This is a genomic window from Pseudonocardia ailaonensis, from assembly GCF_039531635.1.
GTDB classification, from domain to species: domain Bacteria; phylum Actinomycetota; class Actinomycetes; order Mycobacteriales; family Pseudonocardiaceae; genus Pseudonocardia; species Pseudonocardia ailaonensis.
On sequence record NZ_BAAAQK010000006.1, the window covers coordinates 51,547 to 76,523 of the forward strand.

General features: G+C 74.4%; 23 protein-coding genes and 1 riboswitch. Of the genes, 8 read left to right on the top strand and 15 right to left on the bottom strand.

From position 1 onward, the window contains the following. The first annotated feature begins 45 nt into the window (after positions 1–45). The gene (gene nicT, locus ABD324_RS14155; protein ID WP_486362875.1) at positions 46–1,161 is read left to right on the top strand and encodes a Nickel transporter NicT; all 1,116 of its coding nucleotides are present in this window, start codon (positions 46–48) and stop codon (positions 1,159–1,161) included. 163 nt (positions 1,162–1,324) lie between these two features. Next, positions 1,325–1,603: a hypothetical protein gene (locus ABD324_RS14160; RefSeq protein ID WP_344416511.1), complete on the top strand. Its 279-nt coding sequence runs from the start codon at positions 1,325–1,327 to the stop codon at positions 1,601–1,603. 38 nt (positions 1,604–1,641) lie between these two features. Here the strand turns inward: ABD324_RS14160 and ABD324_RS14165 are convergent, their stop codons facing one another. Then, positions 1,642–4,209 carry a PEP/pyruvate-binding domain-containing protein gene (locus ABD324_RS14165; RefSeq protein WP_344416513.1) on the bottom strand — a complete coding sequence of 856 codons (2,568 nt, stop codon included), beginning with the start codon at positions 4,207–4,209 and terminating at the stop codon, positions 1,642–1,644. 129 nt (positions 4,210–4,338) lie between these two features. On the opposite strand from ABD324_RS14165, the gene ABD324_RS14170 reads away from it, so the two are divergent. The 3 genes from ABD324_RS14170 to ABD324_RS14180 all read left to right on the top strand — a co-directional run bounded on the left by ABD324_RS14170 (position 4,339) and on the right by ABD324_RS14180 (position 5,846). After that, entirely contained in the window at positions 4,339–4,707 is a 369-nt protein-coding gene (locus ABD324_RS14170; RefSeq protein ID WP_344416516.1) for a DUF6401 family natural product biosynthesis protein, read from the top strand. Positions 4,708–4,823: 116 nt separating this feature from the next. Then, positions 4,824–5,222, top strand: a complete 399-nt coding sequence (locus ABD324_RS14175; protein WP_344416519.1) for a hypothetical protein — start codon at positions 4,824–4,826, stop codon at positions 5,220–5,222. A gap of 108 nt (positions 5,223–5,330) precedes the next feature. After that, positions 5,331–5,846, top strand: coding sequence for a DoxX family protein (locus tag ABD324_RS14180; RefSeq protein WP_344416521.1), 516 nt, complete (start codon positions 5,331–5,333; stop codon positions 5,844–5,846). Here ABD324_RS14180 and ABD324_RS14185 read toward each other — a convergent pair. After that, positions 5,843–6,580, bottom strand: coding sequence for an SDR family oxidoreductase (locus ABD324_RS14185; protein ID WP_344416523.1), 738 nt, complete (start codon positions 6,578–6,580; stop codon positions 5,843–5,845). The two genes, ABD324_RS14180 and ABD324_RS14185, sit on opposite strands and share 4 nt — an antisense overlap. Positions 6,581–6,712: 132 nt before the next feature. On the opposite strand from ABD324_RS14185, the gene ABD324_RS14190 reads away from it, so the two are divergent. Next, positions 6,713–7,111, top strand: coding sequence for a DUF6194 family protein (locus tag ABD324_RS14190; RefSeq protein ID WP_344416525.1), 399 nt, complete (start codon positions 6,713–6,715; stop codon positions 7,109–7,111). 56 nt (positions 7,112–7,167) lie between these two features. On the opposite strand, the gene pntB is transcribed toward ABD324_RS14190, so the two are convergent. The 3 genes from pntB to ABD324_RS14205 all read right to left on the bottom strand — a co-directional run bounded on the left by pntB (position 7,168) and on the right by ABD324_RS14205 (position 11,014). Then, positions 7,168–8,580, bottom strand: coding sequence for a Re/Si-specific NAD(P)(+) transhydrogenase subunit beta (gene pntB, locus ABD324_RS14195; protein WP_344416526.1), 1,413 nt, complete (start codon positions 8,578–8,580; stop codon positions 7,168–7,170). Between the two features lie 3 nt (positions 8,581–8,583). After that, entirely contained in the window at positions 8,584–10,167 is a 1,584-nt protein-coding gene (locus tag ABD324_RS14200; RefSeq protein WP_344416528.1) for a Re/Si-specific NAD(P)(+) transhydrogenase subunit alpha, read from the bottom strand. Positions 10,168–10,435: 268 nt separating this feature from the next. Next, the gene (locus ABD324_RS14205; protein ID WP_344416530.1) at positions 10,436–11,014 is read right to left on the bottom strand and encodes a DUF4232 domain-containing protein; all 579 of its coding nucleotides are present in this window, start codon (positions 11,012–11,014) and stop codon (positions 10,436–10,438) included. A gap of 94 nt (positions 11,015–11,108) precedes the next feature. On the opposite strand from ABD324_RS14205, the gene ABD324_RS14210 reads away from it, so the two are divergent. Then, on the top strand, positions 11,109–12,149 hold the full coding sequence (locus ABD324_RS14210; protein WP_344416532.1) for an NAD(P)H-dependent flavin oxidoreductase: 1,041 nt from the start codon (positions 11,109–11,111) through the stop codon (positions 12,147–12,149). A 1-nt stretch (position 12,150) separates the two neighbouring features. On the opposite strand, the gene ABD324_RS14215 is transcribed toward ABD324_RS14210, so the two are convergent. Together ABD324_RS14215 and ABD324_RS14220 are read right to left on the bottom strand one after the other, a co-directional pair. After that, entirely contained in the window at positions 12,151–13,608 is a 1,458-nt protein-coding gene (locus tag ABD324_RS14215; RefSeq protein WP_344416534.1) for an MFS transporter, read from the bottom strand. A 193-nt stretch (positions 13,609–13,801) separates the two neighbouring features. After that, positions 13,802–15,235: an FAD-dependent monooxygenase gene (locus ABD324_RS14220; protein ID WP_344416536.1), complete on the bottom strand. Its 1,434-nt coding sequence runs from the start codon at positions 15,233–15,235 to the stop codon at positions 13,802–13,804. Between the two features lie 34 nt (positions 15,236–15,269). Between ABD324_RS14220 and ABD324_RS14225 the strand changes: the two genes are divergently transcribed. Further along, the gene (locus ABD324_RS14225; protein ID WP_344416539.1) at positions 15,270–15,851 is read left to right on the top strand and encodes a TetR/AcrR family transcriptional regulator; all 582 of its coding nucleotides are present in this window, start codon (positions 15,270–15,272) and stop codon (positions 15,849–15,851) included. Positions 15,852–15,974: 123 nt separating this feature from the next. Here ABD324_RS14225 and ABD324_RS14230 read toward each other — a convergent pair whose 3' ends face one another. The 8 genes from ABD324_RS14230 to ABD324_RS14265 are packed head-to-tail and all read right to left on the bottom strand — an operon-like array spanning position 15,975 to position 24,759. Further along, positions 15,975–17,075 (bottom strand): LLM class flavin-dependent oxidoreductase, encoded by a 1,101-nt coding sequence (locus ABD324_RS14230; RefSeq protein WP_344416541.1) that lies wholly within the window; start codon positions 17,073–17,075, stop codon positions 15,975–15,977. Beyond that, positions 17,072–18,160, bottom strand: a complete 1,089-nt coding sequence (locus ABD324_RS14235) for an LLM class flavin-dependent oxidoreductase (protein ID WP_344416543.1) — start codon at positions 18,158–18,160, stop codon at positions 17,072–17,074. The genes ABD324_RS14230 and ABD324_RS14235 overlap by 4 nt, the downstream gene beginning before the upstream one ends. A gap of 1 nt (position 18,161) precedes the next feature. Next, positions 18,162–18,692: an OsmC family protein gene (locus ABD324_RS14240; protein ID WP_344416546.1), complete on the bottom strand. Its 531-nt coding sequence runs from the start codon at positions 18,690–18,692 to the stop codon at positions 18,162–18,164. Next, complete coding sequence (locus ABD324_RS14245; RefSeq protein WP_344416549.1) at positions 18,689–20,347, bottom strand: dipeptide ABC transporter ATP-binding protein; 1,659 nt, start codon at positions 20,345–20,347, stop codon at positions 18,689–18,691. Before ABD324_RS14245 ends, ABD324_RS14240 begins: the two co-directional genes overlap by 4 nt. Then, positions 20,344–21,255, bottom strand: a complete 912-nt coding sequence (locus ABD324_RS14250) for an ABC transporter permease (protein WP_344416552.1) — start codon at positions 21,253–21,255, stop codon at positions 20,344–20,346. The genes ABD324_RS14245 and ABD324_RS14250 overlap by 4 nt, the downstream gene beginning before the upstream one ends. Beyond that, positions 21,252–22,202: an ABC transporter permease gene (locus tag ABD324_RS14255; protein WP_344416555.1), complete on the bottom strand. Its 951-nt coding sequence runs from the start codon at positions 22,200–22,202 to the stop codon at positions 21,252–21,254. Before ABD324_RS14255 ends, ABD324_RS14250 begins: the two co-directional genes overlap by 4 nt. Further along, positions 22,199–23,566: an NtaA/DmoA family FMN-dependent monooxygenase gene (locus ABD324_RS14260; protein WP_344416557.1), complete on the bottom strand. Its 1,368-nt coding sequence runs from the start codon at positions 23,564–23,566 to the stop codon at positions 22,199–22,201. The genes ABD324_RS14255 and ABD324_RS14260 overlap by 4 nt, the downstream gene beginning before the upstream one ends. Continuing rightward, complete coding sequence (locus ABD324_RS14265; protein ID WP_344416559.1) at positions 23,563–24,759, bottom strand: LLM class flavin-dependent oxidoreductase; 1,197 nt, start codon at positions 24,757–24,759, stop codon at positions 23,563–23,565. The genes ABD324_RS14260 and ABD324_RS14265 overlap by 4 nt, the downstream gene beginning before the upstream one ends. A gap of 118 nt (positions 24,760–24,877) precedes the next feature. Then, a riboswitch (SAM riboswitch) is annotated at positions 24,878–24,970 on the bottom strand. Positions 24,971–24,977 lie beyond the last annotated feature (7 nt).

Genomic DNA, 24,977 nt, shown 5'->3' on the forward strand with positions numbered 1-24,977 from the left:
TCTTCAACCTTGCGTGTCGCAACGGTCGGGTGGTGAGGTCGGGCGGTGACCGCTCCCCCTCTCACCCGCCGGCCCCGGCTGCTGCCCGGCGAGCGCCGCGGCGTCGCCGCGATGGCCGGCGTGCTGCTCGTCCTGACCGTCGCCGGTTGGGGCGTGCTGGCGATCGTCGTGGCGCCGCAGCACTACGACCTGGGCGACAACGGGGTCTTCGGGATCGGTCTCGGCCTGACTGCCTACCTGCTCGGCATGCGCCACGCCTTCGACGCCGACCACATCGCCGCGATCGACAACACCACCCGCACCCTGCTGGCCGCCCGCGAACCGGGCGAGCGGCGGCCGCTGGCCGTCGGGTTCTGGTTCGCGCTGGGCCACTCCACGCTGGTCCTCGTGCTCGTCGGGCTACTGGCGCTGGGCGTGCGGGCGGTCGCGGGCGAGATCTCCGACGACGGCTCCGCGCTCAAGCAGATCGGCGGACTGATCAGCACCAGCGTCTCCGGGGTGTTCCTGGTGCTGCTCGGGCTGGTCAACCTCGTCCTCCTGGTGCAGATCCTGAAGGTGTTCCGGGACATGCGGTCCGGGCGCTACGACGAGGAGACGCTGCAGGAGCACCTCGACAAGCGCGGCCTGATGAACCGGGTGCTCGGCCGGGCCACCCGCGCGGTGCGCAGGCCGCGGCACATGTTCGGCGTCGGGCTGCTGTTCGGGCTGGGCTTCGACACGGCCAGCGAGGTCACGCTGCTGGTGATCGCCGGGGGTGCCGCCGCGGGTGCGCTGCCCTGGTACGCCGTGCTGGTGCTGCCCGTGCTCTTCGCGGCCGGAATGGCGCTGTTCGACACCCTCGACGGCGCCTTCATGTGCGTCGCCTACGACTGGGCCTTCCTGCGGCCCGTGCGCAAGGTCTTCTACAACATCACGATCACCGCGCTCTCGGTCGCCGTCGCGCTCGTGATCGGCCTGATCGAGCTGCTGTCGCTGCTCGCGGACAAGCTCGGCGTGGAGTCCGGGCCGCTGGCGTGGATCGCGTCGCTGGACCTCGACAACGTCGGTTTCGTCGTGGTCGGGCTGTTCGTCCTGACCTGGGCGATTGCGTTGCTCGTGTGGCGTTTCGGGCGGATCGAGGAGCGCTGGAACGCGGGCCTCGCACCGACCCGCGAACCCTGACGGAGCGCGTTTTTCCTGGTCACAGGCTGTGTGCAGGCTGCGGTGACACGTGTCTCACGTCATCAGTTCGAGTGAATACGGCGTGTCGGTTGACACGCACGGCCGGGCTCCGGCGACACGCCCGATGTCAGATGCATGCACAGGCCAAGGATCGGGAGATCACATGAGCCCCTCCAACGACCACCCCGGCCGGCGCTCCTCCACCCGGGAGGCGGACGCCCCGCCCGCCACCGTCACCGTCCCCGCCCAGCGCCGCGCCCCCGCCCAGGAACGTGCCGAGGGGTCCGGCGAGCTGCACGGCTGCCGGTGCGGGCACCAGGCCTCCTCCCACGAGCACTTCCGCGCGGGCACGGACTGCGCGGCCTGCGACTGCGGGCGCTACGTCAGCACCACGGGCCTCGCCCGCCAGCTCGCCGCCATCCTGCGCCGCGACCGCGGCTGACCGACCTCTCCGCTCCACAGGAAGTCCGACGGCCCCGTTCAGCCCTCGAGCAGGGTCACCGTCCCGGCGTCCCCGTCGACCCGCACCCTGTCCCCCGTGCGGATCCGGGTGGTCGCCGCCCCCGTGCCGAGAACGGCCGGGATGCCGTACTCGCGGGCCACGATCGAGCTGTGGCTCAAGGGCCCGCCGACATCCGTCACCACCGCCGCGGCCTGCGCGAACAGCGAGGTCCAGGCAGGGGTCGTGATCCGGGCGACCAGCACCTCCCCCGGCCGCATGCCGGAGAAGTCCTCCGGTCCGCGCAGCACCCGGGCCGTGGCCGTCACCGCGCCGGAGGCCGCCGCGATCCCGCGGATGGTCGAGCCCGTCTGGTTGCGGTCCCGCGCCGGCATGACCGCCTGCAGCGCCCGTTCCAGCCGCGGCAGCTCGGGCAGCATCTGCGGCGGCGCCACGAGCCGCCGTCCGCGGTGCAGCATGCGCCGCTCCTCCACCGGTCCGGGCACGCCCGCCCGCAGCTCGGCGGCGGTGAGCCAGTAGACGTCGTCGGGCGACGTGAGCGTGCACGCCTCGACGAGCCGCCCGCCCAGCTCCCGGAGCATCCGGCGGATCAGCGGCCAGGCCAGCCCCATGTCGGCCAGGGCGTCCTCGCGGACCGGACCGGTCTCGCGGGCCCGGCGCAGCAGCGCGTCGAAGGTCCGGCGCCGCAGCGGGCCGAGCCGGTGGCGGACCAGTGCGGTCTGCGCGTCACGGCGGTCGACCAGCCGGCGTTGGCGCGCGTACGGGTCCGCACCCTCCCCCGTGAGGTGCCGGCGGACGGTCCCGAGCAGCGGGCCCGGCTCGTCGGCCGGGGTGGGGGCGGAGAAGTCCAGGTCGTAGACGGTGTGGCCGTACCGGGCCAGGTGCTCGCGCACGAGGGTGGCCCAGCCCCGCCAGGCCTGCGGGTCCGCCCCCGCCGGCGGATCGTCGTCGCGGACCGCGCGCACGAGCTCGTCGGTGTCCACGGCCGCGACCGACTCGGCGAGACCGGCCACGCGGGCGGCCGCGGCCAGGTCGTAGAGCGACTTCTCGGCCAGGATCGGCACGCTGTCCGCGCCGACCAGGAACGTCCCCGCGGCCGGGTCGCCGGGCCGCCGCACGGCGCGGTCGTAGAAGGCCGCGAACGCGATCTCCGCCGTCGCCGCCAGCGGGATGATCGACTGGACCGCCGTGTAGTAGCGGCACCCCGCCTCGAGCAGGGTCGCCGCGCCGTCGAGCAACGCGGCGGGCGACATCCCGGCGAGATCACGGACGGCCCAGCTCGCGACGGTGCCCGCGTACTCCGGGTGCGCGTGCTCGCGCCAGCCGCGGATCCCGGCGCGCCCGCTCCCGTCCGTTCCGCGCAGCGTGCGGAAGGCGAGCGGCATCCGCACGGTGAGCCGGGCGAGCCCGCTGCCGCGGTAGAAGTAGTAGGCGTACCCGTTGACCGTCGGGAAGCGCAGGTCGCCCTCGCGCACCCCGGCCCCTCCGACGATCTGCGCGAACAGCGCGGACAGCGCGCGCGTCACGGCACCGTCGACCAGGTCGGCGAACAGCGGCGTGAGCGGGTCCGGCATCTGCTCCACGATGCTGGCCCGGAAGTAGAGCCCGCCGCGGTACGGCAGCGGCCAGTCCCGCGGCGGATCGGCCGCGGGCGGCGGCAGCGCCGTGACCGGCCGGGACTGGACGATCGCGAACACCCCCGCCGCCCGGCACCACTCGATGTCCTGCGGCGCACCGAAATGCTCCTCGATGCGCGCGCCCAGCCGCGCCAGCTCGGCGGCCGCGGCGGGATCCAGGACCGGGGCGCGCCGCATCTGCGCGGGCACCGGGACCTGCGCGGTCCCCCCGCCGGTGCGGACCGTCATCTCGGCCTTGTCCGCGATCCGGCGGCTCACCTCGGCGAACGTCACCCTGTCGACGACCAGATCGTCCGTGGACACGAGCCCGCCGACCACCGACTCGCCCAGACCCCACGCCGCGCCGATCGCGATCCGGTCCCGCCGCCCCGTCGTCGGGTCGGCGGTGAACAGGACCCCGGACGCGTCGGCGTCGACCATCCGCTGGATCACGACGGCGAGGCTCACGGGGTCCGGCCCGATCCCCTGCCGTGCTCGGTGCCCCGCCCGGTACTCCATGGCGCGCGCCGTCCACAGCGACGACCAGCACTCGACGACGGCGGCGAGCACCGCCTCCTCGCCCCGCACGTCGAGCAGGGTGTCCTGCTGGCCGGCGAAGCTCGCCCCCGCCAGGTCCTCGGCGGTGGCCGACGAGCGCACGGCGACCGCCCCGCCGAGCTCCGCGTAGGCCTCGCGGACCGCCGCCGCGATGTCCTCGGGCACCGCAGCCTCCCGGAAGAGCTCGCGGATCCGTGCGGAGGCGGCGTCGCGGTCCGGGTCGGCGGCGAGCTCCGCGATCCGGCCGCCGATCCCGGCGGCGGCGACGGCGTCGTCGTAGGCCGAGGTCAGGAGCACCGCACCGGGCGGCACGGGCAGCCCCGCCCGGGTCAGCTCGCCGAGGTTGGCGCCCTTGCCCCCGGCGGTCGCGACGTCGGCCGAGCCCAGCTCCGAGAACCGCGCGAGGTACCCCATGGGCCGCACCGTAGGACCGGGAAGGCGCGCCGTCGACGGTCACCGGCGGCGCGGTGTGTCCGGGATCGCGCTGCGGCACCGGTCACGTGCACCTGCACGCGGCGCCCCGGGCTCCGTACCGTCCGGGAGGTGACCGCCCAGCCCCTGGATCCCGAGTCGGCCCGCGTCGTCCTCGGTGCGCTGCACGCGGAGGTCGGCGCCGCCGGGCTCGCCGCGGCCGCCGCCCTCCCCGGCCTGGGCGCGATGATCGACCAGCACGCCGCCTCGCTCCGCGAGCACCTCACCGCCGGCACCGATCCGGACACCGGGCTGGTGCTGCTCGCGACCTACGCCCGGGACGCCCGCGCGCACGTCGAGGAGCACGGCTGGCAGCCGCCGACCCCGGGCGCCTGGTCGCACGCGGACCGGAACAGCCTGCGCCTCACCGCGATCTGCGCTCTCACCGAACGGCTGCACGCCTCGCCGGACGTCCTGCCGCCGCTCGACCTGACCGCCTGACGTCACACATCGTGCGCGCTCCGTGAGCGCGCATCGGGCTCCCGCCCGCGGTACTCTCCGTCGAACGGGTGAAGAAGCCGCCCGCCCTGATCGTTCGCATAGGGAGGCGGCCACCGATGACGCTCGCCCGGCCCGGCACGCTGGCCATCGAGGTCCCGGATCCACGGTTCTACGTGGTCCGGATCTCCGGGGAGGTGGACCGGCTGCTCGTCGCCCGGCTCCTCCGCCTGATCGAGACGCGGCTGTGGGTCGCCGCCGGTGGGCACGTCGCCACCGCGCACGTCCTGCTCGACCTGTCGGACGTCCACGAGGTCCGCGGCGGCGCGCTGGGTGGGCTGCGGCACGCCGCCCACGTCGCCCGGATCCGCGGGGCGACCCTGCACCTCACGGGGTGCGGCGCGCTCGTCACCCACCTCGACCTGCGGGAACGGCAGGCCTTGCGCGCCTTCACGATCCTGCCGTCGGTCGAGGCGGCGCTCACCGAGCTCGGCGGGGCCGCGGTCCAGCCGTCGTAGCCGGGCCCCGCGCACACCCGGAGATCGTCACCTCGTCCGCGGCGCCGTTGCCGGAACTATGCTCCGAATCGACGCGCGGCAGGACTGCCGCCGGGAAGAGGGTGGTCGATGGGACGCGGACGCGGGCGCACGAGCGGGCGGGCCGGACGGGACGTGGCGGCGCTGCTGCTGCGCACGGCGATCGGTGGAACGATGATCGCCCACGGTGTCAAGCACGGCCGGAGCCTCAAGGGCACAGCCGGCTGGTTCGGCTCCATCGGGTTCCGGCAGCCCGAGCTGCAGGCCAAGGCGAGCGCCGTGGTCGAGATCGGGTCCGGGGCGGCCCTGATCGCCGGCGTGGGCACGCCGCTCGCGGCGGCCTCCGTGGTCGGCACGATGGCCGTCGCCGCGCGCTCGGTGCACGTCCCGAACGGCTTCTTCATCACCGCCGAGGGCTGGGAGTACGTCACGAACCTGGCCGCCGCGTCCGTCGCGCTGGCCGCGATCGGACCGGGCCGCTTCAGCGTGGACCGGGCCCTCGGGGTCGACCGGAAGCTGAAGGGCCCGGCCGCCGCGGCCGTCGCCGCCGGCGTGGGCCTCGCCGGCGCCGCCGCGCAGCTGGGCATGTTCTGGCGGAAGCCCTAACCCCTGCCGACGAACGGCATCGCGGTCGCGGTGATCGTCAGGGAGCCGACGTTCGCGCCGAGGGGCAGGTTCGCCATGTGGCGCACCGCCTCGCCCACGTGGCGGGCGTCGAACGTCGGCTCCGGGCGCACCGACCCGTCTGCTTGCCGGGCCCCGGCTGCGATGCCGGCCGTCATGTCAGTGGCGGCGTTGCCGATGTCGATCTGCCCGCAGGCGATGCCGAAGGCCCGCCCGTCCAGGGAGATCGACTTCGTCAGGCCCGTGATCGCGTGCTTGGTGGTCGTGTAGGCGATGCTGCCGGGCCGCGGGGCGTGCGCGGAGATCGACCCGTTGTTGATGATCCGCCCGCCCTGCGGTTCCTGCGCGCGCATCGCGGCGAACGCGGCACGGGCGCAGAGGAACGAGCCCGTGAGGTTGACGTCCACGGTGGCCCGCCAGGCGTCGACGTCGATCTCGTCGGGGGTGCCGGCGGGGCCGAAGCCGCCGGCGTTGTTGAAGAGCAGGTCCACCCGGCCCCAGCGCTCCCGGACCGCTGCGAACAGCGCGTCCACCGCGGCCGGATCGGCGACGTCCGTGGGCACGGCGAGCGCCTCCGGGTGCCCGTCCGCGGTGTCCCGCAGGGGCTCCGGCCGCCGCCCCGCGAGCGCGACGGACCACCCGTCGTCGAGCAGGGTCCGGGCGACCACCCGCCCGATCCCACTGCCTGCCCCCGTCACCACAGCCACTCTCGTCACGGCCCGCACGCTAGCGGTCCGCCCGTTCCGCCCCCACCGGTGCGGTCTGCACCGATCCCCAGCCCGCCATCCAGTGTGATCTGAGTCACTTGGCCTGGGCGCCGACCGGCCGAATCATGGCGAACTGCAGGCATGGATACCGACGACCTGCGCCCCCTCGTCCGCCCCGGCACCCGCGTGGTCGACGCCGGCGGGGACGTCTTCGCCCTCCACGATCCCCGCGGCGACCTCCCGCCGGAGCGGCAGATCCCGTGGGCCACGATCGTCACCTCGGCCGCCTGGGACACGGCGTCCGACCTGGGCCGCCCGGGCGTGATCCGGCTGAACCTGGGCCTCACCCGGGCCCGCTACCGCGAGCTGGACCTGGGCACCGACCTCACCGCCCTCGACGTGCTCCTGCCCCACCCCGAGTACGCGGGCCGGAACTGGGTCTGCGTCCTCAACCCGGACACCACCCTGCCCCTGGTCCGGGAGCTCGCCGACGTCGCCCACGCCTTCGCCGTCCGCAAACACGGAGACGCCGCACCGTGACGGACGACCGGGACCCGTCGGGCCGTGTCCGGCGCCGACGGGTCCCGGGAGTCGGGCTAGGCGTTGGCCGGGACCTTCATGGCCGCGACGATGTCCTGCACGCGGTCCTTGGCGTCGCCGAACAGCATCTGGGTGTTCTCCCGGAAGAAGAGCGGGTTCTGCACCCCCGCGTAGCCGGTGGCCATGGACCGCTTGAACACGATCACGTTCTTGGCCTCCCACACCGTCAGCACCGGCATGCCGGCGATCGGGCTGCCGGGGTCGTCCGTGGCGGCCGGGTTGACCGTGTCGTTGGCCCCGATCACCAGCACGACGTCCGTCTCCGGGAAGTCGTCGTTGATCTCGTCCATCTCCAGCACGATGTCGTAGGGCACCTGGGCCTCGGCCAGCAGCACGTTCATGTGCCCCGGCAGCCGGCCCGCCACCGGGTGCACCCCGAACCGCACCTCCACGCCCCGCTCACGCAGCGTGCGGGTCAGGTCCGCCACCGGGTACTGCGCCTGCGCCACCGCCATCCCGTAGCCCGGGGTGATGATCACCGAGCCGGCGTCCGCCAGCAGCTCCGCCACCCCCGCGGCGTCGATCTCGCGGTGCTCGCCCTCCACGGCCGCCGCCGAGCCGGTCGGCGCCCCGAACCCGCCCGCGATGACGGAGATGAAGGAGCGGTTCATCGCCTTGCACATCACGTACGACAGGTACGCACCCGAGGAGCCGACGAGCGCCCCGGTGATGATCAGCAGGTCGTTGCCCAGCAGGAAGCCCGACGCCGCCGCGGCCCAGCCCGAGTACGAGTTGAGCATCGACACCACGACCGGCATGTCCCCGCCGCCGATCGACGCCACCAGGTGCAGACCCAGCAGCAGCGCCAGCACCGTGACCGCCACGAGCAGCCACAGGTTCGGCGTGATCACGAAGACCACCGTGAGCACCACGAACGCCACCAGGGCGCCCAGGTTCAGCACGTTCTTGCCCGGCAGCTGCAGCGGGTTCGACTTCACCCGCCCCGACAGCTTCCCGAAGGCGATGATCGACCCGGTGAACGTCACCGCGCCGATGAAGACGCCGATGACCACCTCGGCGTGATGGATGCCCAGCAGGGCCCCGGCGAGCGCGGTGTTCCCGGACTCCACCTCCAGGAACCCGTTCCAGCCCACGAGCACCGCGGCGAGGCCCACGAAGCTGTGCATCAGCGCGATGAGCTCGGGCATGCCGGTCATCTCGACCACCCGCGCCCGCCACAGCCCGATGACGGCGCCGATGACCAGGGCGACCACCAGCAGGATGACGCCGAGCGCGCCCGGCCCGCCGCCGGTGAACAGGGCCACCACGGTCGCCACCACGGCGACGGCCATCCCGGAGACGCCGAACACGACACCGGATCGGGAGGTCTCGTGCTTCGACAGCCCCGCGAGGCTGACCACGAACAGCAGGGCGGCGATCAGGTACGCCGCAGTCGTCCACGTGTCCATCGGTCAGCGCCCCCCAGGGCTACGAGAGAACATGCTCAGCATGCGGCGGGTCACCGCGAATCCACCCACGATGTTGATCGACGCCAGCAGGGTCGCCACCGCGGCCAGCACCGTGACCAGCGTGCCGCTGCTCCCCAGCTGCAGGACGGCGCCGACGACGATGATCCCGGAGATCGCGTTCGTCACCGACATCAACGGCGTGTGCAGCGCGTGGTGCACGTTCCCGATCACGTAGAAGCCGATCACGATGGCCAGCAGGAACACCGTCAGGTGCCCGGCCAGCTCCGCCGGCGCGAACGCCGTGACGAGGAACAGGGCGAGCGCGCCCAGCACCCCCACCGACGCCCGGGCGGCCGGCGAGGCCTTCTTCTTCGGCTCCGGCTTCTCGACCGGGGCGGCGGCCTGCGGGGACGCGGGCGCCGCACTCACCGACACCGGCGGCGGCGGCCACTGCGCCTGCCCGTCGAGCACCACGGTCAGCCCGCGCTGCACCACGTCGTCCATGTCCATGGACAGCCGGCCGTCCTTCTCCGGCGTGAGGAGCTTGAGCAGGTTCAGCACGTTCGTGCCGTAGAGCTGCGAGGCCTGCGCCGGCAGCCGCGCCGGGAGGTCCGTGTAGCCGATCAGCGTCACCCCGCCGTCGGTCGTCACCACCTCGCCCGCGACGGTGCCCTCGACGTTGCCGCCCTGCGCCGCGGCCATGTCCACGACCACGCTGCCCGGCCGCATCGACGCGACCTGCTCGGCGGTGACCAGCCGCGGCGCCGCCCGCCCGGGGATCAACGCCGTGGTGATGATGATGTCGACGTCCGCGGCCTGCTCGGAGTAGATCTCCGCCGCGCGCTCGTTGTAGGCGTCCGAGGTGGCCTTCGCGTAGCCGTCGGTGCTGCGCTCCTGCTCCACCTCGACGGCCAGGTACTCCCCGCCGAGCGACTTCACCTGGTCCGCGACCTCGGGCCGCGGGTCCGTCGCCCGCACCACCGCGCCCAGGCTGTTCGCCGCCGCGATCGCGGCCAGCCCGGCCACCCCCGCGCCCGCGACCAGCACCTTCGCCGGCGGCACCTTGCCCGCCGCCGTCACCTGCCCGGTGAAGAAGCGGCCGAAGGCGTGCGCCGCCTCGATCACCGCCCGGTAGCCCGCGATGTTGGCCATCGACGACAGCACGTCCAGCGACTGCGCCCGCGAGATCCGCGGTACCGCGTCCATCGACAGGGCCGTGACCCCGCGCGCGGCCAGGGCCTCCAGCCGCGCCGGCTCCAGCGCCGGGGCCAGCATCGAGATGAGCGTCGTGCCCGCGGCCAGGCGCTCGATGTCCTCCGGGGCCGGCGCGTTGATCGTGACGACCACGTCCGCGTCCCACGGCGCGGTCGCCGACACCTCGGCACCGGCCTCGGTGTAGGCGCCGTCCTCGAACCCGGCCTGCACCCCGGCACCGGCCTCGACCGTGACCGAGTAGCCGAGCGCGACGACCTTGCGGACGACCTCGGGCGTCAGCGCCACCCGGGTCTCGGCCTTGGCGGACTCCGCGACCACACCGATCCGCTGCCCCGCCGGGGGCGCCACAGGGCTCTCACTGCCCTCACTCATCCGTACTCCTCATTGCCCTGGCGACCCGGACACCGGGTCCGGGCCCGTCACCGGGTCTGCACCCAGTAGACGACACGGACATTCCGGACCGGCCCACGATCGCATCACACCCGGCGCACTCTCCCACGCCGGAGCTCCCGGCCGGCGTGACGCGCGGCACGTCCGGGACCTGCGTCGATCGTACGATCGCGATGGCCGTCGGCGCCCCTCCGGACGACCCGGCACGCGCGGGTCACCCGGACAGGACCGCGCGAACCGGTCGGCCGGGTCAGCCTTGCGCGCCCGCCTGCACCGGGGCGATGAACGTGCCGGGCCGCGTGGCCCCGTCCTGGCGCAGCACGGCACCGCCCGGCCACGGGACGGTCGCGGAGCGGGTCTCGTCCGGCGGGGTCACGTGCATCCCGGTGGGGGTCCAGCCCGGGCCGTCCTGCGGCGGCAGCCAGGTGATGGTGGTGTGGGCGGAGGCGCCGGGCTCGAGGCGGACCGTCGCCGGCGTGGCCGACGAGCGGGGCAGCGAGTACGTCGCCCCCATCGGGTCGGCCGGCCCGACCAGGTCCACCCCGCCGAAGCCGGTCATCGTGCAGGCCTTCGTCGACGTGTTCCTCCAGACGACGGCGGTGTGCCGCTGCCCGGCATCCCCCGTCGTCTGCCCGGTGGTGGCGGTCAGCTGGTCGAGCGTGCACCTGCCGGCCGCGACGGGGGCGGCCGAGGTGGCGGGCGCCGCGGAGCTCGTGGCCACCGGGGTGGTGGTCGCGGCCGCGCCGCCCGAGGCCGGGGAGGAACAGCCGGCGAGGGCGGCGGCCCCCGCCACGGCGACAGCGACGAGCCCGAGACGGTTGATCGACATGGCCGCCATGCTGGTCCCGGGCCCACCGGGCCGCCCACCGGAGCACACCGCCGGAACCCGATCCCACCCGATCGGGCGGCGGTACGGTGATCCGGTGCTGCAGCGGGTGGACGAGTTCTGCGAGCGGTACGGGCTGACCGTGCCGGTCCTCGAGGCGCCGATGGCGGGGGCCTGTCCCCCGGAGCTGGCGGTCGCCGTCGCGCAGGCGGGCGGGATGGGCGCCAACGGTGTCGTCCTCGACCGGCCCGACGCCATCGCGGCCTGGGTCGCGCGGTTCCGGGCCGCGGGCGGCGGGCCCCTGCAGCTCAACGTCTGGGTACCGGACGAGCCGGTCGACGACCCGGCCCGGGTCGAGGCCGCCTCGGCGTTCCTGCAGCGCTTCGGCTCCCCCGCCGACCCGGCCGGCGCCGGTCCCGTCTACGACGAGCAGTGCGAGGCCATGCTCGCGGCCCGGCCCACCGCCGTCTCCACGATCATGGGGCTGTTCGAGCCGGACCTCGTGCGCCGGCTCCGCGAGCAGGGCGTCGCGTGGTTCGCCGCCGCCACCACGCTCGACGAGGCGCTGGCCGCCCAGGAGGCCGGGGCGGACGCGGTCGTCGCGCAGGGCATGGAGGCCGGCGGCCACCGCGGCACGTTCGATCCCGCGGCGGCCGAGCGCACCGACATCAGCCTGATGGCGCTGGTGCCGCGCCTGGCGGACCATCTCGACGTCCCGGTGATCGCCGCCGGCGGGATCGCCGACGGCCGTGGGGTGGCCGCCGCGCTCGCCCTCGGCGCGTCGGCGGTGCAGGTCGGGACGGCGTTCCTGCGCACCCCCGAGGCCGGGATCGACCCGAGCTGGGCCGCCGCGCTGGCGGACCTGCCGCCGGAGGGCACCGTCCCCACCCGCGCCTACTCGGGCCGGCTGGGCCGGGCGGTCGCCACGCCGTACGTCACCGCGTGGCGGGAGCCCGGTGCCCCCGCCACCGCCCCCTACCCGCAGCAGCGGGCGCTGGTCGGGCGCTACCGGCGGGCCGGGGCGCAGGTGGACCGCGCCAACAACTGGGCGGGCCAGTCCGCCGCGCTCGCCCGGGAGGAACCGGCGGGCGAGGTCGTCCGGCGGCTGTGGGCCGGGGCGCTCGAGCTGCTGGCCTGAGCTACCAGGCGCCGCGGTGGTCGGGCAGCCGGAGGATCACCGGGACCACGACGAGCGCCAGCAGGCCGAACACCACGAACGTCCAGGCCTGTGTGAGGCCGGGGTTCGCGGCGACGGACACCACCGCCGTCGTGATCGAGATGCCGGCGATCCCGCCGGTCTGCCGGAACATCGCCCGCAGGCCCGCGATCGCCGAGATCTCCTCCTTCGCCAGGTGCATGGAGGCGTTGTTGCTCGACGGGCCCGCCATGCCCATGCCCAGCCCCGTGATGCCCGCGGTGATCGAGAGCCAGACCTCCGGCGAGAGCCCACCGGGCGGCGGGGTGGCCAGCAGGCCCGTGCCCAGCGCCAGGGTCGCGAAGCCGGCGATCATCAGCTTGCGCGTGCCGACGGTCCGCAGCACCGCGACCGAGCCGGACGACGTCGCGATCATCGCGATGGCCCGCACGGACAGCAGGCTGCCGGCGACGAGCGGGCCGATGCCGTAGCGGTGCTCGGCGTAGAGCGGCACCATCGCCGAGAAGCCGATCGCGACGACGCCGAACACGATGTTGACGAGGTTGAGCGGGCCGAACGTGCGGCCGCGCAGCAGCCGGATCGGGACGACCGGGTTGGCCGCGGTGCGGGCGTGACGCAGGAAGCGGCGCGCCGCGAGGACCGCGACCACCGCGGCGGCGACCGTGACCACGAGCCGCACCGGCAGCGCACCCGTGCTGCTGAGGACGGTGATCGCCGTCATCGCGCCCAGCAGGAACAGGACCAGCAGGGCGATGCCGGGGACGTCGACCGCCGGCCCGTCGAACTCCTTGCGCCCCTGGCGGCGCACCCCGATCAGCAGCAGCCCGCCGATCAGGATGACCACTCCGAGGGGCAGGTTGACGAAGAAGATCGAGCGCCACGACGTGTAGCTGACGAGCACCCCGCCGACCACCGGCCCGATGATCGCGCCGATGGGGAAGATGCTGGTGAACATGCCGATGGCCCGGTCGCGGTTGCGCCCGAACCGCTCCGCGACGATGCCGGTGGCGGAGGGCATGATCGCCCCTGCCGCGATGCCCTGCAGCGCCCGGACCGCGATGAGCACCGCGATGTCCTGCGTGAGCCCCGCCGCCAGCGACGTCAGCGTGAAGGCCGCGACGGCGAGGAGGAAGATCCGGTTGCGGCCGAACTGGTCGGACAGGCGCCCCGCGATCGGCAGGGCGACGATCTGTCCCAGCGAGTAGATCGTGATGGTCCAGCCGATCCACCCCAGGGAGCCGCCGAGATCGGTCTGCATCGCCGGCAGGGCCGTGGCCACGGACGTCGCGTCGATGGAGCCGAGCAGGAGGGCCAGCCCGACCACGACGAACACCAGCCGCCGGCCCGGGAGCGGCTCGTCGCCCTCGAGAAGCGTCCCGACCGCCGCGCCCCGGGTGCTCTCGGTACGGGAGGGACCGGAACTCGGGGAGCGAAGCAGCATGCCCCCAATATACTTGCTTGCCGCTAAGCAACATAGACCGGTTCGCTCACATGTCCGGGAGCTCGGCCGGCGGTCGGGCCGCCACGTCCCCGGCGGAGCCGGCCGGTCGATCGCCCCGGCCTGGTCGGCGCTCACTCAAGACGGCCCCGTCCGGCCCGGTCACGGCGGCGGCCGGGCGGCTGCTCCTCGCCGATCACCGCGACGTCCCGTCGCCGAACCACCGGGCCAGGGCTCCGTCGAGGCCGTCGAGGTCGCCGCGATCCGTGCCGCCCCAGGCCACGACCCCGTCCGGCCTGATCAACAGGTTCTCCGGTCCGGTGACGACCGGCACCCGGCCCGCCGCGATCTGCCCCGCCGCACCGTCCGGGGTGGCGTCGAGCAGGACGCCACCCGGGGTCCGCAGCACCTCGTAGAGCCGCCGCTGCCCCACCGGGCGGTCCGCGGCGATCCGCCCGGCCTCCGGATGACCGCTCTCCACCGGGTACCGCGCGATCCCGGCCATCATGGCGCTGACGTGGGCGTTCGTGTCGTCCAGACCCATGAGCTCGACGAACAGCTCCCGGAGCGCGGAGGTCTGCGGATCGGGGCGCATCAGCGCCACCTGCGCCCGCGTGTTCGCCAGCACCGCGGCGGCGACCGGGCGGCGCTCCGCGTCGTAGGTGTCGAGGAGGTCCGCCCGAGCCCGGCCGCGGACCGTCGCGGCGAGCTTCCAGCCCAGGTTGGCGGCGTCGGAGAAACCGAGGTCGAGACCCTGGCCGCCGAAGGGCGGATGCACGTGTGCGGCGTCGCCGGCGAGCAGCACGCGACCGCGCCGGTAGGTGTCGGCCTGGCGCGTGTTGTCGGTCCAGCGGGTACCCCTGTGCAGCCGCGTGACCGTGACGTCCGCGCCGGACACCCTCCGCAACGAGCCCTCGATCTCCTCCCGGGCCAGCGGCGAGACCCGGTCGGCGGGCGGCCCGTCGAACTCCACGGTCAGCACGCGCCGCGGGTCCGGGCCGTACACCAGCATCCCGTGGTCGGTGCGGTTCCACCCGCGCGGCAACGGGTTCGGGTCGGCGATGTCGACGAGGGCCTGCCGGCCGGTGATCGTCGCCGGGGTGCCGTCGAAGCCGAAGCCGGCGAGCCTGCGGACGGTGCTGCGCCCGCCGTCGCACCCCACGACGTACCCGGCCGCGATCTCGGCCGGGCCGGACCCGACCCGGACCCGCCCGCCGTCGTCCTCCAGCGCGGTGACCTCGTGCTCCCACAGGATCGGGACGCCGAGACCGGTCGCGTACTCCACGAGCGCCCGCTCGACGTCGTACTGCGCGGCGAAGATCGGTGACGTCCTGATCCCGGGTGCGCCGCGCAGCATCCAGAGGCCGGCGAAGTGCCCGACCGGGCGCGGTCCCCCAGCGCCGCCGAACGCGCTCAGGTCCGGCTGCGGGAAGAGCCCGGCGAGGCCCCGCTGGTCGAACAGCTCCGCCGACGACGGTCCGACGGATCCCGCCTTGATCTGCGGGACGGGCGCCGGCGCGCGCTCGGCCACGGCCACGTCCACCCCGCCGCGGCGGAGCTCGGCGGCCAGGAACAGGCCGACCGGTCCCCCGCCCACCACCAGCACGTCGTATGATTCTTTGAGTTGCACAAAACTTAGAGTAACACCAAGAATAGGGGCGGGGATGGGTCTCCGGGAGGAGAAGAAGGCGCGGGCGCGGGCGGCGATGGCCCTCGCGGCGGCCGACCTGTTCGGCCGCCACGGCTACGCGGAGGTGGCGATGTCGCAGATCGCGAAGGCCGCCGGCGTCTCCGACCAGACCCTCTACAACTACTTCCCCACCAAGGAGAGCCTGGTCTTCGACCGGGCGGAGCAGTTCGAGCACACGCTGCGGGCGCGGGTCGCGCACCGGCCGGCGGGCGAGGAGGTCGTGCCCGCCTTCCGCCGCTGGTTCGACGAGTTCGTCTTCGGCCCGGCGGCCGAACGCGCCCTCACCCGGCCCGGCGGCATGGTGCGGCTCGTCGCCGGGAGCGAGGCGCTGCACCGGGCGCTGCTGGACCTCGCGCACCGCGCCGCGGGGACGCTCGCCGCGGAGCTGGCCGACCGCCCACCCGCCCGCGCCACGGTGCTGGCGGACGCCCTGGTCGCCGTCTACCTCCGGGCGGTCGAGGAGCTGGGCACCGCGCCCGGCCCCGAGGCGATCCCGGGGATCGCGGAGCGGGGACATGCCCGGCTCGACGTCCTGGCGGACCTGGACCGCGCCTGACAGTCCGCGCCGCCCGGGCACATCGCCGAGGTGTGTTTCGGCCACCGGCTCTGGCTGACGGAGGGCTCCGCCCGCGGGCCGGCTCGCGGCGGAGGGCGCGGCCCACGGGCCGGTCCGCGGGTCCTACGCGGCCCACTCCCGGGCGAGCAGGGTCTGGGAGGCGACCCGGTCGGAGTGGCGGTGGGTGATGGTGGTGACCAGCAGCTCGTCCGCACCCGTGACCCGTTGCAGGTCCTTCAGCCGGCCGACGACGGTCGCGGGCGAGCCGACGAACTGGGTGTCCACCCGGTCCGCGACGAGCTCCTGTGCCTCCTGCGGCCACGGGTACTCCGCGGCGCCCGCGGCGTCGGGGAAGGGGATCGCCCCGGCGCCGGAGCGGATGCTGTGCACCCACGGCCCGTACCCGGCCGCCAGCTCGCGGGCGGTCGCGTCGTCCGGCCCGACGACGACGTCCGCCGACACCATCACGTACGGCTTCGCGCGCTGCGCCGAAGGCCGGAACGCCGCCCGGTACGCCGCCACCGCGTCGAGCACCGTCCCCGGGCTGACGTGGTAGTTCGCGGCGAACGGGAGCCCGCGCTCCGCCGCCACGACGGCGCTGTCGCCACCGCTGCTGCCGAGCACCCACGGCTCGACGGCCGCGCCCTCGCCCGGCATCGCGTGCACCTCCACGCCCTCGCCGGACTTGTGGTCGCCCGCGATCAGCCCCAGCACGTCGTCGACGATCCGGTCGTAGGCCGGGGTCGTGGCCTCCGGCTGGCGCAGCAGCTCGAGCTGCGCGCGGATCCGCGGCGAGCGCAGCAACCCCGCCGGCGAGTACCCCTCCGGGATGAGGACGCCGCCGACGACCCGCCGCCCGGCCGCGGGCGGTTCGCGCCGGATGCGCGGTCCGCCCGACCGGCCCAGACCCAGGTCGATCCGCCCGGGGTGCAGCGCGTCGAGGATCCCGAACTCCTCCACCACCGACAGCGGCGTGCGGTGCCCGGTCTGCACCGCCCCGGACCCCACCCGGATCGTCGCGGTGGCCTGCGCGACCGCCCCGATCAGCAGCGGCGGCGACGCCCCCGCCACACCGGGGTTGAGGTGGTGCTCGGCCAGCCAGAACCGCCGGTAGCCCGCGCGCTCGGCGTGCCGGGCGAGGTCGAGGGTGTTGCGCAGCGCCTCGGCCGGGGTGGACCCGGCGCTGATCGGGACCAGGTCCAGGACCGACAGCGGGAGCGTCATGCCGTGAAACCGGCCGCGCGGCCGGGGTCCTCTGGGCCCCACAGCGTGGTCGTGACCTCGCGGCGCACCAGCGGGATCACCTCCTCGGCGAACCGGGTCAGCACCTCCTGCTGCCGCTCGTGCGGCAGCGCCGGATTGACCGACACCGACTGGACGTCGTGGCGGAAGGCCTTGTGGTAGTCGAGGATCTTGGCCGCGACCCGCTCCGGGGTGCCGACGAGCGCGGGCCCGTGGGCCACGGCCTCCTCGATCGTCTCGAACGTGAGCCGCTTGCCCTTGCGGGTGTCCCCGGCGTGCGCGGCGTTCAGCTTCGCCACCTGCGCCTCGTACAGCGGCCGGTACTCCGCGATCGCCTCCTCGTCGGTGTCGGCCAGGAACAGCCCGCCCGATCCGGAGCCGACGTAGCCGGGCTCGCGGCCGTGCAGCGCGCACTGTTCCCGGTAGCGCTCGATCAGGACGAGGTAGTTCTCCCTGGGCTGCAACGCGTTCGCGGTGAAGATCGGGTCGCCCCACTTCGCCGCGAGGTCCACCGCGTCGGTCGAGGTCGCCGAGCCGTGCCAGATCCGGAACGGGCCGGCGAACGGGCGGGGATGGGTCGTCACCCCGTGCAGGTCGTGGTGGTGGATCCCCGCCCAGTCGACGTTCTCCTCGCGGAGCAGCCGGCGCAGCAGCTCGTAGTTCTCGGTGAGGTACTCGTACTGCCGGGCGAGCTCGAGGCCGAACAGCGGGAAGTGCTTGTCCTCGTTGCCCTTCCCGATCACGATCTCCAGCCGGCCGCCGGAGAGCTGGTCCACGGTGGCGTAGTCCTCGGCGACGCGCACCGGGTCGAGCAGCGACAGCACCGTGACGCCCGTGCTGAGCAGGATGCGCGAGGTCGCCTGCGCGAGCGCGCCGAGCAGCACCGTCGGCGCCGACGACACGAACTCCCCCGCGTGCCGCTCCCCCACGGCGTAGGAGTCGAAGCCCAGCCGCTCGGCCAGCACCGCGGTCTCCACGACCCGACGCAGCCGCTCGTGCACCGAGACGATCTCGCCGGTGACGGGGTGCGGCGCGTGCGGGACGATGTCCAGGACCTGGAACCTCACGTCAGGCCTTCCGGGTGGTGACGGGCGTCGGGTTGCGGAACAGGTCGAGCACCGGGCAGTGCGCGTCGACCGTCTCCCGCAGCCGCGCGTACTCGGCGTCAGAGGCGGGGCCCTTCAGGTCGACGACGAGCCGTACCTCGCCGAACCCCGGCCGGACGGCCTCGTCGAAGCCGAAGAAGCCCCGCACGTCGAGGTCGCCCTCGGCCTCCACCCGCACGTCGTCGAGCGGGATGCCGAGCTGCGCGGCCCAGAACCGGTAGGTGACGACCTGGCAGGAGATCAGCGAGGCCAGCGCGTACTCGACGGGGTTGGGCGCCGCGTCGTCGCCACCCAGTGCCGGGGGCTCGTCGACGAGGGCCTCGTGCCGCCCGATCCGCAGCGCGGTGCGGACGCCCTCGCCGCCGGAGCCGGTGGCGCGGAACAGCGCCAGCGCCTTGTCCGGGTCCTCGCCGACGGCGGCGCGGGTGGCGCCGACGATCCCGGTCAGCGCGGTGCTGCGGGTCTCGGTGCTGTGGGTCTCGGTGCTGGTCATGCGGTCCTCCCGACCGATGTGCGACGGCTCCCGGCGATGGCCGCGAGCAGCTCGCGCGTGTAGTCCTGGGCGGGGTCGGTGAACAGCTCCTCGGTCGGGCGCAGCTCCACGAGCCGGCCCTCCCGCATGACCCCCACGCGGTGCGCGATCCGCCGGACGACGGCGAGATCGTGCGAGATGAACAGGTACGTGAGCCCCTGCTCGGCCTGCAGCTCCTCGAGCAGCTCGAGGACCTGGGCCTGTACCGAGACGTCCAGTGCGGACACCGGCTCGTCGCACACGACGAGGTCCGGCGAGAGTGCCAGCGCCCGGGCGATGGCGATGCGCTGCCGCTGCCCCCCGGAGAGCTCGACGGGCTTGCGCTCCAGCAGGGCGGCCGGCAGCGCCACCCGCTCGACCAGCTCCGCGGCCCGGGCCCGCTGCTCGGCCCGGCCGCCGATCCCGAAGGCGCGCAACGGCTCCGTGACGACGTCCTCGACCGAGAAGCGGGGATCCAGGGACGCGTAGGGGTTCTGGTAGATCAGCTGCGCCCGCCGGCGCAGGTCCCGCCAGGCCCCGCCCTTGGCGCGGGTGATGTCCGTGCCGTCGAACCGCACCTCGCCGGAGGTGGGGTCGGCCAGCCGCAGCACCAGCCGCGCGGTGGTGGACTTGCCGGAGCCGGACTCCCCGACCAGGGCGAGGGTCTCGCCCCGCCCGATCTCGAACGACACGCCGTCGACCGCCCGCAGGGTGCGGCGACCCGGCAGCGGGAACTCCTTGACCAGGTCGCTGACCTGCACGATCGGCGAGCCCGAGGGCACCGGAGCGACCCGCGGACGGGCCGGCGCCGAGAGGCCGGGTGCTGCCGCGACGAGCCGGCGGGTGTAGGCGTCCGCGGGATCGTCGAGGATCCGGCGGACCGGCCCCTGCTCCACGATCCGCCCGCCGGACATCACGACGACCCGGTCCGCCCGGTCCGCCGCGACCCCGAGGTCATGGGTGATCAGCAGCATCGCGGTCCCCTGCTCGCGCAGGGTGTCCAGGTGGTCGAGGATGCGCCGCTGCACGGTCGCGTCCAGGGCGCTGGTGGGCTCGTCGGCGATGATCAGCCGGGGGTTCGCGGCCGTCGCGATCGCGATCAGCACCCGCTGGCGCATGCCGCCGGACAGCTCGTGCGGGAACTGGCCCGCGCGGATCTCCGGGTCCGGCAGGCCGGCCTTGCCCAGCAGCTCCACGGCCCGGATCGCGGCGGTGCGCCGGTCCGCCAGGCCATGGACCCGCAGCACCTCGCCGACCTGCTTGCCGATCTTGTGCACGGGATTGAGGGACACGGTCGGGTCCTGCGGGACGAGCCCGATCCGCCTGCCGCGCACCGCCCGGAAGGCCTTCTCCCCCAGGCCGGACAGCTCGGTGACCCCCGAGGCCCCGCCGAGGCGCACGCTGCCCCCGGTGACGGTCCCGTTGGCGGGCAGCAGCCCGATCACGGCCTGCGCCAGCGTGGACTTGCCCGAGCCGGACTCACCGACGATCGCGACGACCTCGCCCTCGGCGACGGTCAGCGACGCGCCCTGCACCGCGTCGATCCGGCCCCCGGCGATCCGGTACGCCACGTCCAGGTCCTCGATCTCCAGCAGCGGAGGACGCAGGTCCGATGGTTCGCTCGCACGCTCGCTCACGCGGCCCGCCTCCATTCCCCGTCGAGCGCCCGCGAGATCCGGTTCACGGACAGCACGGTCGCGGCGATCGTCAGGCCCGGCATGGCGCACAGCCACCACGACGTCGCCAGGTAGTTGCGGCCCTCGGCGATCAGCGAGCCCCACTCCGGGGCCGGCGGCGGGGCGCCGTAGCCGAGGAACGACAGCGACGAGATCGCGAGGATGGCCAGGCCGAACTCCAGCACCGCGAGCACCAGGACGGGGCCGGCGGCGTTGGGCAGCACGTGCCGCCACAGCGTGACGTACCAGCGGGTGCCGACGGAGCGGGCGGCCTCGACGTAGGTCGACTGCCGGATCCGCAGCGTCTCGGCCCGCATGACGCGCGCGAAGTTCGCGACGCTGGCGATGCCGACCGCGATGGCGACCTTGACGGTGCCGTAGCCCAGCGCCGTGATCAGCGCGAGCGACAGCAGGATCGCCGGGATGGACAGCAGCACGTCGACGACGCGCATCAGCGACTCGTCCACCCACCGCCCCACGAACCCGGCGAGCAGCCCGATCAGGCCGCCGACCACCAGCGCCACGGCGACGGCGATCAGCGTGGCCTGCAACGATAGCGACGCCCCGTGGACCACCCGGGAGTACACGTCCCGGCCCAGGTAGTCGGTGCCGAACCACTGGGCCCCGCTCGGCGCGCGCAGCTTGTCGGCGACCACGCCGAGGTTCGGGTCCCCGGGCGCCAGCACGGCGGGGAAGAACGCCGCCACCAGCACCAGCAGCACCACGACGGCGGAGACGACCAGGCCCGGCCGTCGACCGAGGAAGCGCAGCAGCCGGCGCAGGCGCTCGCCCCGGCCCGGTGGTTCGGCCAGGACGACCGAGGAGGACACGGGTTCCGCGGACTCGGCGCGGATCAGCAGTTCGGTCATGCGGTCGCCGGCACCCCCTTCGCGATCCTCGGGTCGAGGACCGGGTAGATCAGGTCGACCACGAGGTTGACCAGGACGAACACGAACGACGCGAAGATCACGATCCCCTGCACCAGCGGGATGTCCTGCACCCCGACGGCCTGCACGGTGAGCCGGCCCAGCCCGGGGCGGGTGAACACCGTCTCCACCACGACGGTGCCGGCCAGCAGGTTGCCGGCCACGTAGCCCAGCACCGTGAGCGCCGGGATCGCCGCGTTCTGCAGCGCGTGCCGCAGGTGAATCGCGGCCCGCCCCACGCCCTTGGCCCGGGCGGTGGTGACGTACGGCTCGTCGAGCGCGGTGTCCAGGCTCTTCGCCAGCACCTGCGCCACGAGCGCGCCCATCGGCAGCCCGAGCGTGAGCGAGGGCAGCACCAGCGCCTTGAACCCGTTGGCCCCCACGGACGGCAGCAGGTGCAGCCCGAACGCGAAGATCTGCACGAGCATCAGCCCGACCCAGAACACCGGGAGCGACACCGCCAGCGACGGCAGCGCCATCAGCACCTGCCGCAGCCAGCGGAAGCGGGTGTAAGTCGCCGCGAGCGCCAGGCCGGTGCCCAGCACGACCGCGACCAGCAGGCCGCCGACCGCGATCTGCAGGGTCGGCGGCAGGGCGTCGAGGATCGCCCCGCGCACGTCCTGCCCGGTCTGGATGGACGTGCCGAGGTCGCCGTGCAGCGCGTCCCACAGCCGGGTGCCGTACTGGGCGATCAGCGGCTTGTCGAAGCCGTAGCGCGCCTTGAGCGCCTCGATCGCCGCGGGGGTGAGCGGCTCCCCGTCGAGGCCGCCGCTCGCCATCGTGGTGATCGGGTCGCCGGGCAGCAGCCACAGCACGACGAAGCTGACGGTGTAGGCGGCCCACAGCACCGCGACGGCGGTGCCGATGCGGCGCAGCAGGTAGCGGGTCATGAGGCGGCCGCGGTCCGGCGGGGCTCGCCGAGTCCGGTCGAGGGCCGCAGCCCGAGGTTCTCCCGCAGCGTCGCGCCGGTGTACGCCGTGCGGAACACCCCGCGGTCGCGCAGCTCGGGGACGACCTTCGCGACGACCTCGTCGAGGCCGTAGGGGCTCACGTGGGAGCCGAGGATGAACCCGTCGACGGCGCGTTCCTGCACGTAGCGGTCGATCTCGGCGGCCACCCCCGCGGGCGTCCCGACGAACACCGCCCGGTCGAACACGTGAGTCACGACCTCGCGCAGCGACCAGCCGTGCTCGCGGCCCAGCGCCCGCCAGGCCTCGGCCGTGGCCTGCGGGTCCTGGCTCAGCGGGGCCCGCCCGCGGATCCACGCCGGCGCCCCGGGCGTGGGCTCGAGCTCCGGGACGGGGCCGTCCGGGTCGAGCTGCGAGAGGTCCCGGTTCCACACCATCTCGGCCAGCACGATCGCGGTGAACGGGTCCACCTGCCGGCTGCGCACGTCCCGGTGCCGGTCGCGCGCCTCGGCCTCGGTGTCCCCCAGCAGGACCGCGGCCGACGGCAGGATCTTGACCTGGTCGGGATCGCGGCCGAACTTCGCCACCCGCGCCTTGACGTCGGTGTAGAAGGCCTTCGCCTCGTCGAACTTCTGGTAGCGGGAGAAGATCGCGTCCGAGCGGGAGGCGGCGAAGTCCCGCCCCGCCGGTGACTCCCCGGCCTGCAGCACGACCGGGTGCCCCTGCGGGCTCCGCGGTGTGGTGAACCGGCCGGCGATGTCGAACTGCCTGCCGCGGAAGGAGAACTCCCCCACCCGCTCGTCGCGCAGGAAGCGGCCGGAGGCCGGATCGGCCACCACCGCGTCCGATCCCCACGAGTCCCAGAGCGCCCGGACCGCGTCCAGGGTCTCCCCGGCACGCTCGTAGCGCTGCGACCTGTCCAGGAACCCGCCGCGCCGGAAGTTCTCCCCGGTGTCCGCGTCCGAGCTCGTCACGACGTTCCAGGCGGCCCGGCCGCCGGAGAGGATGTCCAGGGTCGCGAACTTGCGGGCGAGCTCGTAGGGCTCGTTGAAGGTCGCGTTGATCGTGCCCGCGAGCCCGATGTGGTCGGTGACCGCCGCCAGCGACGCCAGCACGGTGAACGTGTCCGGCCGGCCGACGACGTCCTGGTCGAACACCTGCCCGCCGCGGGTCCGCAGCCGCAGTCCTTCCGCGAGGAACAGCAGGTCGAGGGTGCCGCGCTCGGCGGTACGGGCCCAGTGCTCGAAGGAGCTGAAGTCGATGTGGCTGCCCGAGGCCGGGTCGCTCCACACGGTGTCGTGGTTGACGCCCGGGAAGTAGGCCCCGAGGATGACCTGCCGCTTCACGCCGCCACCCCCGCGTACCGCGACGCCGGGCGCCCCAGCCCGAACCGCTCCCGCAACGTCCCCGCCTCGTACTCCGTGCGGAACAGCCCGCGCCGCGCGAGCTCCGGCACCAGGTCGTCGACGATCGCGTCGAGGTCGGCTGGTAGCACCGCGGGCCGCAGCCGGAACCCGTCGAGCCCCTCGTCCGCCCAGGACTCCAGCAGGTCGGCGAGCGCGGTCGGGGTACCCGCGAGCACCGCGGCGTCCGAGCGCAGCGGCGTGATCGCGTCGAGGCGGCGGAGCCGCTCGTGCGCGGCGTCCGCGTCCCGGTCGAGGACGACCACCAGGTCCGCGAGCACCGTCAGCGGCGGGCCCGTCCGCGCGACCGCGTGCTGGGCGGCGCGGATCTCGCCGAGGACCGCGGCGATGTCCGAGGACCCCCGCGGCGTCACGAACACGACGTCCGCGGCGCGGGCGGCCAGCTCGTAGGCGGTGCGGGCGTGCGCGAGCGCGACGACCAGCGGCTGGCCCTGCGGCGGGCGCGGCACGATGCCCGGCCCCTTCACCGCGAAGTGCGGGCCCTCGAAGTCGATCGCGTGGACCTTGTCGCGGTCCAGGAAGCGGTGGGTGGCGGCGTCCCGGATCTCCGCGCCGTCCTCCCAGCTGTCCCAGAGCCGGCGGACGACCTCCACGGCGTCCGCGGCCTCGTCGAACAGCTCCTGCACCGCGGCGGCCGTCTCGGGGGTGTTCAGGCTCTCGCGGCGGATCTCCGGCAGGGTCCGGCGGCCGAAGTGCGCCGCCTCGTCCGCCCGGGCCGAGGTCTGCACGCGCCATCCCGCGCGGCCGCGGCTGTCGTGGTCGAGCGTCGAGATCGCCGAGGCGATGTGGAAGGGCTCGGTGTGGGTGGTGGTGACGGTCGGGACGAGACCGACGTGCTGCGTCAGGGGCGCGAGGAACGCCGCGACCAGCGACGCGTCGAGCCGGCCCTGCACCAGGTCGGTGCGGCGGGCGCCCTCGGCGAGGTGGTCACCGGACTGCAGGCCCAGGCCGTCCTCGATGGTGAGCAGGTCGAGGCGGCCCCGCTCGGCGGCCCGGGCGAGCGCCGCCCAGTAGCGGGCGGTGAACAGCGACTCCGGGCGGGCGCCCGGTTCGCGCCAGGCGGCGGGATGCCAGCCGGCGCCGTCGAGGGCGACGGCGAGATGGAACGGTGCCATGAGGGCAGACCTCTCCTGCGGGAGGGCGGACGGGAGTCGGGCGCGTCAGCCCCGACAGGCCGCGCTGGCCGTGCGCAGGAGGTCCACGTGACGGCGCCGCACCCCGAGAAACATCCGTCCTCCATCGCTCCCGGCTTTAGCACCCGCACCCGAGGACGGGGGGTTGCTGCGGCGTCGTCGAGCCAGGTCTCTCAGCCGCTCTGGATGGTGTGGCCCGT

Excerpts from the sequence above, each read along its gene's own strand:
- ABD324_RS14160 (WP_344416511.1), top strand. The coding sequence starts at position 1,325 with ATGAGCCCCTCCAACGACCACCCCGGCCGGCGCTCCTCCACCCGGGAG.
- ABD324_RS14225 (WP_344416539.1), top strand. The coding sequence starts at position 15,270 with ATGGGTCTCCGGGAGGAGAAGAAGGCGCGGGCGCGGGCGGCGATGGCC.
- ABD324_RS14255 (WP_344416555.1), bottom strand. The coding sequence starts at position 22,202 with ATGACCCGCTACCTGCTGCGCCGCATCGGCACCGCCGTCGCGGTGCTG.
- ABD324_RS14165 (WP_344416513.1), bottom strand. The coding sequence starts at position 4,209 with ATGGGGTACCTCGCGCGGTTCTCGGAGCTGGGCTCGGCCGACGTCGCG.
- ABD324_RS14190 (WP_344416525.1), top strand. The coding sequence starts at position 6,713 with ATGGATACCGACGACCTGCGCCCCCTCGTCCGCCCCGGCACCCGCGTG.
- pntB (WP_344416526.1), bottom strand. The coding sequence starts at position 8,580 with ATGGACACGTGGACGACTGCGGCGTACCTGATCGCCGCCCTGCTGTTC.
- ABD324_RS14230 (WP_344416541.1), bottom strand. The coding sequence starts at position 17,075 with ATGACGCTCCCGCTGTCGGTCCTGGACCTGGTCCCGATCAGCGCCGGG.
- ABD324_RS14175 (WP_344416519.1), top strand. The coding sequence starts at position 4,824 with ATGACGCTCGCCCGGCCCGGCACGCTGGCCATCGAGGTCCCGGATCCA.
- ABD324_RS14180 (WP_344416521.1), top strand. The coding sequence starts at position 5,331 with ATGGGACGCGGACGCGGGCGCACGAGCGGGCGGGCCGGACGGGACGTG.
- ABD324_RS14200 (WP_344416528.1), bottom strand. The coding sequence starts at position 10,167 with ATGAGTGAGGGCAGTGAGAGCCCTGTGGCGCCCCCGGCGGGGCAGCGG.
- ABD324_RS14250 (WP_344416552.1), bottom strand. The coding sequence starts at position 21,255 with ATGACCGAACTGCTGATCCGCGCCGAGTCCGCGGAACCCGTGTCCTCC.
- ABD324_RS14215 (WP_344416534.1), bottom strand. The coding sequence starts at position 13,608 with ATGCTGCTTCGCTCCCCGAGTTCCGGTCCCTCCCGTACCGAGAGCACC.
- ABD324_RS14265 (WP_344416559.1), bottom strand. The coding sequence starts at position 24,759 with ATGGCACCGTTCCATCTCGCCGTCGCCCTCGACGGCGCCGGCTGGCAT.
- ABD324_RS14205 (WP_344416530.1), bottom strand. The coding sequence starts at position 11,014 with ATGTCGATCAACCGTCTCGGGCTCGTCGCTGTCGCCGTGGCGGGGGCC.
- ABD324_RS14240 (WP_344416546.1), bottom strand. The coding sequence starts at position 18,692 with ATGACCAGCACCGAGACCCACAGCACCGAGACCCGCAGCACCGCGCTG.